At 69.2% G+C, this 7,963-nt stretch carries 7 protein-coding genes; 4 read left to right on the forward strand and 3 right to left on the reverse strand.

What is annotated here, in order from left to right; all coding sequences use genetic code 11:
• The first annotated feature begins 10 nt into the window (after window positions 1-10).
• From EQG76_RS16435 to EQG76_RS16450, 4 genes are all read left to right on the forward strand, one after another.
• Window positions 11-1,081: a zinc-binding dehydrogenase gene (locus EQG76_RS16435; protein WP_159715385.1), complete on the forward strand. Its 1,071-nt coding sequence runs from the start codon at window positions 11-13 to the stop codon at window positions 1,079-1,081.
• 290 nt (window positions 1,082-1,371) lie between these two features.
• Window positions 1,372-2,631: an alpha/beta fold hydrolase gene (locus EQG76_RS16440; protein ID WP_255476546.1), complete on the forward strand. Its 1,260-nt coding sequence runs from the start codon at window positions 1,372-1,374 to the stop codon at window positions 2,629-2,631.
• 277 nt (window positions 2,632-2,908) lie between these two features.
• A complete protein-coding gene (locus EQG76_RS16445; RefSeq protein ID WP_159715387.1) occupies window positions 2,909-3,910 on the forward strand; it encodes a Fe(3+) ABC transporter substrate-binding protein in 1,002 nt (333 codons plus the stop codon).
• A gap of 60 nt (window positions 3,911-3,970) precedes the next feature.
• The gene (locus EQG76_RS16450) at window positions 3,971-5,614 is read left to right on the forward strand and encodes an ABC transporter permease (RefSeq protein WP_159715377.1); all 1,644 of its coding nucleotides are present in this window, start codon (window positions 3,971-3,973) and stop codon (window positions 5,612-5,614) included.
• On the opposite strand, the gene EQG76_RS16455 is transcribed toward EQG76_RS16450, so the two are convergent.
• Genes EQG76_RS16455 through nikC form a run of 3 tightly spaced genes read right to left on the reverse strand, consistent with a single transcriptional unit; the run spans window position 5,611 to window position 7,957 of the window.
• Window positions 5,611-6,390: an ATP-binding cassette domain-containing protein gene (locus EQG76_RS16455; protein WP_159715379.1), complete on the reverse strand. Its 780-nt coding sequence runs from the start codon at window positions 6,388-6,390 to the stop codon at window positions 5,611-5,613. The two genes, EQG76_RS16450 and EQG76_RS16455, sit on opposite strands and share 4 nt — an antisense overlap.
• On the reverse strand, window positions 6,387-7,178 hold the full coding sequence (locus EQG76_RS16460; RefSeq protein WP_159715381.1) for an ATP-binding cassette domain-containing protein: 792 nt from the start codon (window positions 7,176-7,178) through the stop codon (window positions 6,387-6,389). Before EQG76_RS16460 ends, EQG76_RS16455 begins: the two co-directional genes overlap by 4 nt.
• The gene (gene nikC, locus EQG76_RS16465; RefSeq protein ID WP_407925546.1) at window positions 7,175-7,957 is read right to left on the reverse strand and encodes a nickel ABC transporter permease subunit NikC; all 783 of its coding nucleotides are present in this window, start codon (window positions 7,955-7,957) and stop codon (window positions 7,175-7,177) included. The genes EQG76_RS16460 and nikC overlap by 4 nt, the downstream gene beginning before the upstream one ends.
• Between the last annotated feature and the right edge of the window lie 6 nt (window positions 7,958-7,963).

The following is a 7,963-nucleotide window of genomic DNA, read 5'->3' on the forward strand; positions in this document are numbered from 1 at the left end:
GAACGACGCCATGCGCGCGCTGCGCTTTCACGGAGCCAGGGATCTGCGGGTCGATGACATCGCGCCCCCCGACCAGCCGGGGCCCGGCGAGGTGGTGCTGGAGCCGCGCTGGTGCGGGATCTGCGGGACCGACCTGCACGAGTTCATGGCCGGTCCGATCTTCATCCCGACCGCGGCCGACCCGTTCACCGGTGCCAAGGCGCCGCAGATCCTGGGGCACGAGTTCTCCGCCAAGGTGCTGGCGACTGGCGATGGCGTCACCAGCGTCAAGGCCGGTGACCGGGTGGCGGTACAACCCCTGGTAGCACCGCCCGACGACTTCTACGCAAGGCGCGGCTTTGGCCAGCTCAGCAGCCGGCTGGGCCTAGTCGGGCTGAACTGGCCGTGGGGCGGGTTCGGTCAGCAGGCGCTCGTGCGCGAGGCCAATGTGGCGAAGCTCCCGGACGCGGTCACGGATGAGCAGGGTGCGATGATTGAGCCTGCCGCGGTGGTGGTGCATGCGGCCGACAAGGGCAAGGTGCAGGCGGGCAGCTCGGTGCTGATCACCGGGGCCGGGCCGATCGGCGCGTTGGCAGCACTTGCCGCCAGTGCTGCGGGTGCCACCCGGATCATCGTCTCGGAGACCAACCCCTTGCGCCGCGAACGGATCAAGGAGCTGGGCGTGGTCGACGACGTGGTGGACCCCCAGGACCAGGGGTCGCTCCAGTGGATCGCGGGGCAGACCGAGGCCGGCCAGGGCGTGGACGTGGCGATCGAATGTGTCGGCCATGCCGCAGCCCTGGACACCTGCATCCGCGCAGTGCGCAAGCGTGGCACGATCGTGCAGGTGGGCCTGAGCGTGGAGCCGGGCACCGTCGACATCTCCGCGCTGGTGACCAAGGACATCACGCTGGAGGGGAGCTGGTGCTACCCGCTCACGCTCTGGCCGCGCACCATCAGCCTGGTCGCCTCGGGCAAGCTGCCGGTGGAGCGGATCCTGTCGGACAAAGTCGGGCTGGACGAGGCGGTCGGACGCGGCTTCGACGTGCTGACCCGGCCCGGCTCGGACAAGCTGAAGATCCTGGTCAGCGCCACGGCTTGAGCGGCAAGGCGCGGACCGTGCTGCCGCGCCTTCGGCGAACGGCGGAAACGCAGCGGGGACCGCGCTGACCCAGCCCGAAGGGAAGCCGGCCGAATGGATGGCGGTGGGACAGGCTTGTCATGTCCATGCCATGTGGGCTCCTCCCCAACGCGTTTCGTTCGGAACTGCGTCGGCGGCCGCTGGTTTGGCCTCGGACGCCGCAGGGCATCATGCCAGGGAGACTCAGCATGTTCCGGACAGCCTACGCACCGCAGAGTGTCTGGACGGACATACCTCCTCTGGGCATTGCCATGCATGCCCGTGCGTGGCCTGGGGACACAACGTACGAGACAATCCCGGTCGTCCTGGTCCATGGTCTCGGCCTGTCGAGTCGTTCCATGGTCCCGCTGGGCCGGCGTCTGGCTGCGCTCGGCTACCAAGTCCTGGCACCCGACCTGCCGGGCTTCGGCAGCTCCCCAGCCCCCGTCGATGCACCATGGCCGGCGGGACCGGACGTCCGCGCACAGGCTGACCAGCTGCTGGCATGGATGGATGCCCGCAACATCCACAAGGCGGTCCTGTTCGGCAACTCCCTGGGTGTGCAGGTGATAGTGGACCTGGCCGTCCGCTTTCCTCAGCGGATCGAGCGGCTCGTGCTAGCCGGCCCGCCCCCGGATCCGGCCTATCGGGCACCGCTCAGCCAGTATGCGCGCGTCGTCATGAACATGCCGTTCGAGGCCCCGTCGCTGAACCCGATCCTTCAGACCGATTATGCGTCTTGCGGCATCCCGCGGATGGTCCAGCAGCTGCGCCGCACCGTCCGCGACCCGATCGAGCAGCGGCTGCCGGCCGTGCAGGCGCCGGCCCTGGTGATCCGGGGCGAGCACGACCAGACGCTGTCGCAGGCCTGGGCGGAAGAGTTCACGCGGCTCTTGCCGGACGGCAGGCTGGTGGTCATCGAGGGCGCTGCGCACAACGTCCAGTACACGGCCGCCCGGGTGACGGCCCGGCTCATGCACGCCTTCCTTCAGGAAGCGTTCGCCTCGGGTGCTGCGGCCGCGATGGACGGGGTCGTGGTGCCGCGCTTGGTGGACACGCAGGACCCGCTCGCAGCGCCCAAGCCGATCTCGACCAGGCTGCATGGCATGCTCGACTACGCCACCGCGCTCCTGTGCCTCACTCTGCCCCGCGCGCTCGGCTGCAGCCCGCGGACGCAGCAGGTGCTGGCGACGAATGGCATGATGGCGCTCGGCTACAGCCTGTTCACCGACTATGAGCTGGGTGCTGCGCGGAAGATCCCGATGCCTGTCCACCTCAACATGGACGCGGCCGGAGGAATGCAGTTGCTGCTGGCCTCGGCGACGGCGCTGCGCGGCGCTCCGGCGCCGGAGCGTCTGGCAGTGGCAGCGCTGGGGCTGTTCCACCTGTTCGCCGCGGCCTCCACCCAGATGCCGATGGGGCCGGCCCGCCTGGTCCCGGTCGCCGGTGGCCGGCGCCACCTGCCCGTGGGCACGGCACCAGGAACGGGCGAGCCGGTGCCGGCGTCGGCAAGAGAGTACGCGTCGGCCTGAGAAGGAATGGCCTCGTCGGCCCCGCATCCTGCCGCAACCGCCAAGAAGCACGGCGTGAGGTGAGGATCGCCAATCAAGTCCTGCACAGAATTCGGCCAACTGACACCAGGGACGCAGCATCCCGATCCCTGAATTAGACTAATTCTAAGACATCGACATCTGCTTGCGTCCGCCCCACGAATGTCGTTTGACCTACCGCGTCGCCGGCCGAGGTGACCGAGGAAGGAGGGGCATCGACATGACCGTTGGGAACTCACTGCGCCGCTGGGCGCCCGGCATGCTGCTGACCAGTAGCATCATGCTAGTGGCTCAGGGAGCTTTCGCCGACGAGGTCAATATCTACACGACCCGCGAACCGGGCCTGATCCAGCCGCTCCTCGATGCCTTCACGAAGGAAAGCGGCATCCAGGTCAAGACTGTCGCGCTCAAGGACGGGCTGGCCGAGCGCGTCGCCAGCGAGGGCGAGAACTCGCCCGCCGACGTGCTGATGACCGTGGACTTCGGCAACCTGGTGGACCTGGTCGAGGCCGGCGTGACCCAGCCGGTCAAGTCGGAGGTGCTGGAAAGCGCCATCCCCGCCAATCTGCGTGATGCGGACGGCAACTGGTTCGCCCTCTCCCTGCGCGCCCGGGTGCTTTATGCCGACAAGGAGCTGAACGACCTCACCAGCTTCACCTATGAGGAGCTGGCCGATCCCAAGTGGGACGGCAAGGTCTGCATCCGCTCGGGCAAGCACCCCTACAACATCGCGCTCATCTCGACGATGATCGCCAAGGATGGGGTGGAGAAGACCGAGGCCTGGTTGCAGGGCGTGAAAAACAACCTCGCCCGCCCGGCGGCCGGCGGCGACCGTGACGTGGCACGCGACATCCTGGGCGGCATCTGCGAGATCGGCATCGCCAACTCCTACTATGTGGGCCTGATGCGCAGCGGCAAGGGCGGGCCCGAACAGGAGGAATGGGCCAAGGCGATCAAGGTGATCCTGCCGACCTTCGCCGATGGCAGCGGTACCCAGGTCAATGTGTCGGGTGCCGCGGTCGCCAAGCACGCGCCGAACAAGGATAACGCGGTCAAGCTGCTGGAATATCTCGTGTCCGACGAGGCGCAAGGCATCTATGCCAGCGCCAACTACGAGTATCCGGTGAAGCCGGGCGCACCGGTCGACCCGATCATCGAGGCGCTGGGGCCGCTCAAGGTGGACGCGACCCAGCTCACCGAGATCGCCGCCAACCGCAAGACCGCGGCCGAGCTGGTCGACAAGGTCGGCTTCGACGAGTAATCGCCCGGGTGGTGGCGCGGCCACCACCCCTTCCCTCATTTCTGATGGTCGCGGCGCCTGATGCGCTCTTTCCTCGCGACGGCGCTCGATCGTTCGTCCTCCCATGCCGGCCGCGGCTGGCAAATCGCCGCGGCCACCATCGCCTTTTTGGTGGTGCTGCCGATCCTGACCCTGCTCACGATCGCGACGCAGAGTTCCGGCGATCTGTGGCCACACCTGATCTCCTACGTGCTGCCGCACGCGCTGACCCAGACCGCGCTCTTGCTGCTGGGCGTCAGCCTGATCGTGGTGAGCCTGGGTACCGGCAGCGCTTGGCTGGTCACTGCCTACGACTTCCCGCTGCGCCGCATGTTCGAGTGGGCGCTGCTCCTGCCGCTGGCGATCCCGACCTATATCATCGCGTTCGCCTATCTGGACCTGATGCACCCAATCGGGCCGGTGCAGAGCGTGCTGCGCGCCCTGTTCGGCCTGGCACCGCGCGACCTGCGCTTTTTGGAGATGCGCTCGCTCACCGGCTGCATCTTCGTGCTGGGCATCGTGCTCTACCCCTATGTCTACCTGTTCGCCCGGGCGATGTTCCTGATGCAGGCGGCCAGCGTGGTGGATGCCGCGCGGATGCTGGGTGCTGGGCCCCTCAAGGTGTTCTTCCGGGTGGTGCTGCCGATGGCCCGGCCGGCGATCGCGGTCGGCACTAGCCTCGCGCTGATGGAGGCGATCAACGACATCGGCGCATCCGAGTTCCTGGGGGTGCAGACCCTCACCGTCTCGATCTATGCCACCTGGATCAACCGGACGAGCCTGCCGGGTGCCGCCCAGATCGCGATCGCCATGCTGGTCGTGGTGGTGGCGCTGATCGTGCTGGAGCGCACTGCGCGGACCCGCCAGCGCTACGCCGCCGAGGCCAGCCGCGCCCGGCGCCTCCAGCCGATACGCCTGAAGGGGTCCATGGCCCTGCTCGCCGTGCTGCTCTGCCTGGTCCCGGTCCTGCTGGGCTTCGTGGCGCCGGCCCTCCATCTCGCCAACGAGGCCTGGAAGCGGCTGAGCTTTGCGGGCTTCTCGCCGCGCCTCGTGGAGGAAACGCTCAACACCATGCTGCTCGCGGGCACGGCCACGCTGGTGATCATCCTGGCTGGGCTGGTGGTGGCGTTCGCCGCGCGCCAGTCGCAGCTGGGCCTGCAGATCCTACGCGTCGCCAGCCTCGGCTATGCCGTGCCCGGCACCGTGCTGGCGATTGGCCTGCTCTGGCCGATGGCGGCGCTGGACGGGGCTCTGAACCGTCTGGGCCTGGTGAGTGGCATGTTCCTGTCCGGCTCGGTGGCGGCCTTGATCTATGCGTATGCCGCACGGTTCATGGCGATCTCAGCAGGCGGCATCGAGGCAGGCTTGGCGCGCATCCCGCCTTCCTACGACCAGGCCGCCCGGCTGCTCGGCCGCACCCGGGCCGGCACGATCCGCGCCATCCACCTGCCGCTGGTTCGCCCGGCCCTGCTCACCGCAGCACTCCTGGTGTTCGTGGACTGCATGAAGGAGCTGCCGGCCACCCTCCTGCTTCGCCCGCTCGCGTTCGAGACCCTGGCGACGCATCTTTACGGCGAGGCCGCGCGCGGCACCTACGAGGACGGCGCCATCGCCGCCCTGCTGATCGTGCTGTTCGGCCTGATCCCGGTGATCCTGCTGGCCAGGCTCAGCCGGAAGGAAGGCTAGAGCCGGCCGGCGGCAGGCCAGGCCGGCAGGACCGCCGCCTGCAGCCGCGCCAGGGCCGGCGGAACCTCGGCTGTCTGCGGGTCCGCTTCGACCGGCCGGCGGTCCGCCATCACATAGAGCCGGTCGGCAAAGCCCCGGACCAAGCGCAGGTCGTGGGTGACGAACAGGTAGGCGACCCCGGTGTCCCGGCGCAGCCGCTGGAGGAGAAGGAGGATCTGCGCCTGGGTCAGGAGGTCCTGGCTGCTGACCGCCTCATCCAGCAGGACCAGGCGTGGCGAGAGCGCCAGGGCCCGGGCGATGCACAGGCGCTGGAGCTGGCCGCCGCTGAAGCGATGCGCGGGCCGGTCCAGCTCCGTTGGATCGAGCCCGACCGCGCGGGCCAGCCCCGCCACTCGCTCCCGCAGCCCATCGCGGTGCCCCACATGACGCAGCGGCTCGGCCACCACCTCGAAGGCGGAAAAGCGCGGATTGGTGGCGCCGAACGGGTCCTGGAACACGGCCTGGACCGACCGGCGCACGTCCGGCCGGATGCGGCCCCGCCGGTCGTGCAGCGGCGCTCCGTCGAACCGCACCTCGCCCCGGTCGGGCCGCTCCAGCCCCAGCAGGATCCGCCCGAGCGTGCTCTTGCCCGAGCCCGAGGCACCCACCAGCGCCACGCATTCGCCGGGCTCGATCCGTAGATCTGCATCCTCCAGGACCCGGACCGGCGTCCAGCGCCCGAACCGCCCGCCGCCCCGGTAGGCCTTGGCGACCTGGCACAGCTCGATCAGGCTCATGCCGCGAGCCCGGTCGGCTCGTTCTGGCAGAGCGCCAGATGCGCCTCTAGCAAGGCGCGGGTCACGAGCTGGCGCGGCTTCTGGAACAGTTCGCCGACCGCGGCCTGCTCCACGACCCGCCCGTTTGCCATCACCGCGACATGGTCGGCCAGGCGCGCCACCACCGACAGGTCATGGGTCACCAGCAGGATGCCCAGGCCGCGCCTTGCCCGCAGCCGGTCGAGCAGGTCCAGCACCTGCGCCTGCAGCACGGAATCGAGGTCGGTGGTGGGCTCGTCGGCCAGAAGGAAGCGGGGATTCAAGGCCAGCGCCAGGGCGATCATCACCCGCTGCAGCATCCCGCCGCTCAGCTGGAACGGGTAGCGCCCGACGATCTCGGCCGGGCGCTCGAACCCGACCTCGGCCAGTAGCTCCAGGGCGCGCGTCCGTGCCGCTCTCCGCCGCAGCCCAGCCAGCGCTAGGGTCTCGCGGAAGTGAAGCTCGATCGTGACGACCGGATTGAATGAGCTGCGCGGGCTCTGCTGCACCAGCCCGATTGTCCGCCCGCGCAGCGCAGCGAGGCCGGGCGTGTCCTGTTCCTCGCCATCCAGCATGATCCGCCCGCCCGTCCGGCGCACCCCCGGCGGCAGGAGGCCCAGCAGCGCCAGCGTGGTCAGGCTCTTGCCGCTGCCGCTCGCTCCCACCAGAGCCAGCACCTTCCCTGGCTGGAGGGCGAGCGCCACGTCATCCACCAGCACGCGGCCGGAGGCCTCCAGGCGCAGCCCCACCAGATCGAGCCGCCCGGTCAATGGACTCGCTCCGCCAGCACCGGGTCGAGCCGGTCGCGCAACGCGTCGCCCAGCAGGTTGAACGCCATCACCGCGACGAAGATCGCCGCACCCGGCAGGATGATCAGCATGGGCGAGGTCCAGACGAACGGCCGGGCATCATTGATCATGATGCCCCATTCCGGCATGGGCGGCGCCACGCCCAGCCCCAGGAAGGACAGGCCGGAGACGTGCAGCATCCAGTGGCCAAGATCGAGGCTGGCCAGCACCGCCAGCTGGCCCAGCACGCCCGGCAGGATGTGACGGCGCAGGATCGCAAAGCGCGACCCGCCCGCGATCACCGCCGCGGCCACGTAATCGCGATTCTTCAGCGACAGGGTCAGCCCGCGCACCAGCCGCGCATACCAGGCCCAGTGCGACAGGATCACCGCGATAATGACGTTGGCAAGGCCGGTGCCGAGCACGCCGATCATGAACAGCGCCAGCACCAAGGTGGGCACGGTCATGAAGGCGTCGCAGATCCGCATCAGCACCGCGTCGACGACGCCCCCGGCATAGCCCGCGATTGATCCCACCGTGATCGCGACGGTGAGCACGCCCACGAGGATGAGCACCACCGAGCCCAACGAGGCACGGGTGCCGGCCAGGATCCGGGAGAACAGGTCGCGGCCCAGATGGTCGGTGCCGAGCCAGTGGGCGAGCGAGGGCGGGAGCAGCCGCCGCTCCAGGTCCGCCTCGGCGGGGTCGTAGGGCGTGATCCAGGGGCCCGCCACTGCCAGGGCCAGGAGAAGCAGGACCAGGCAAAG

This window comes from Geminicoccus flavidas, assembly GCF_009806515.1.
In the GTDB taxonomy this organism is placed as follows: domain Bacteria; phylum Pseudomonadota; class Alphaproteobacteria; order Geminicoccales; family Geminicoccaceae; genus Geminicoccus; species Geminicoccus flavidus.

Excerpts from the sequence above, each read along its gene's own strand:
- EQG76_RS16440 (WP_255476546.1), top strand. The coding sequence starts at position 1,372 with ATGCATGCCCGTGCGTGGCCTGGGGACACAACGTACGAGACAATCCCG.
- EQG76_RS16435 (WP_159715385.1), top strand. The coding sequence starts at position 11 with ATGCGCGCGCTGCGCTTTCACGGAGCCAGGGATCTGCGGGTCGATGAC.
- EQG76_RS16450 (WP_159715377.1), top strand. The coding sequence starts at position 3,971 with ATGCGCTCTTTCCTCGCGACGGCGCTCGATCGTTCGTCCTCCCATGCC.
- EQG76_RS16455 (WP_159715379.1), bottom strand. The coding sequence starts at position 6,390 with ATGAGCCTGATCGAGCTGTGCCAGGTCGCCAAGGCCTACCGGGGCGGC.
- EQG76_RS16445 (WP_159715387.1), top strand. The coding sequence starts at position 2,909 with ATGCTGCTGACCAGTAGCATCATGCTAGTGGCTCAGGGAGCTTTCGCC.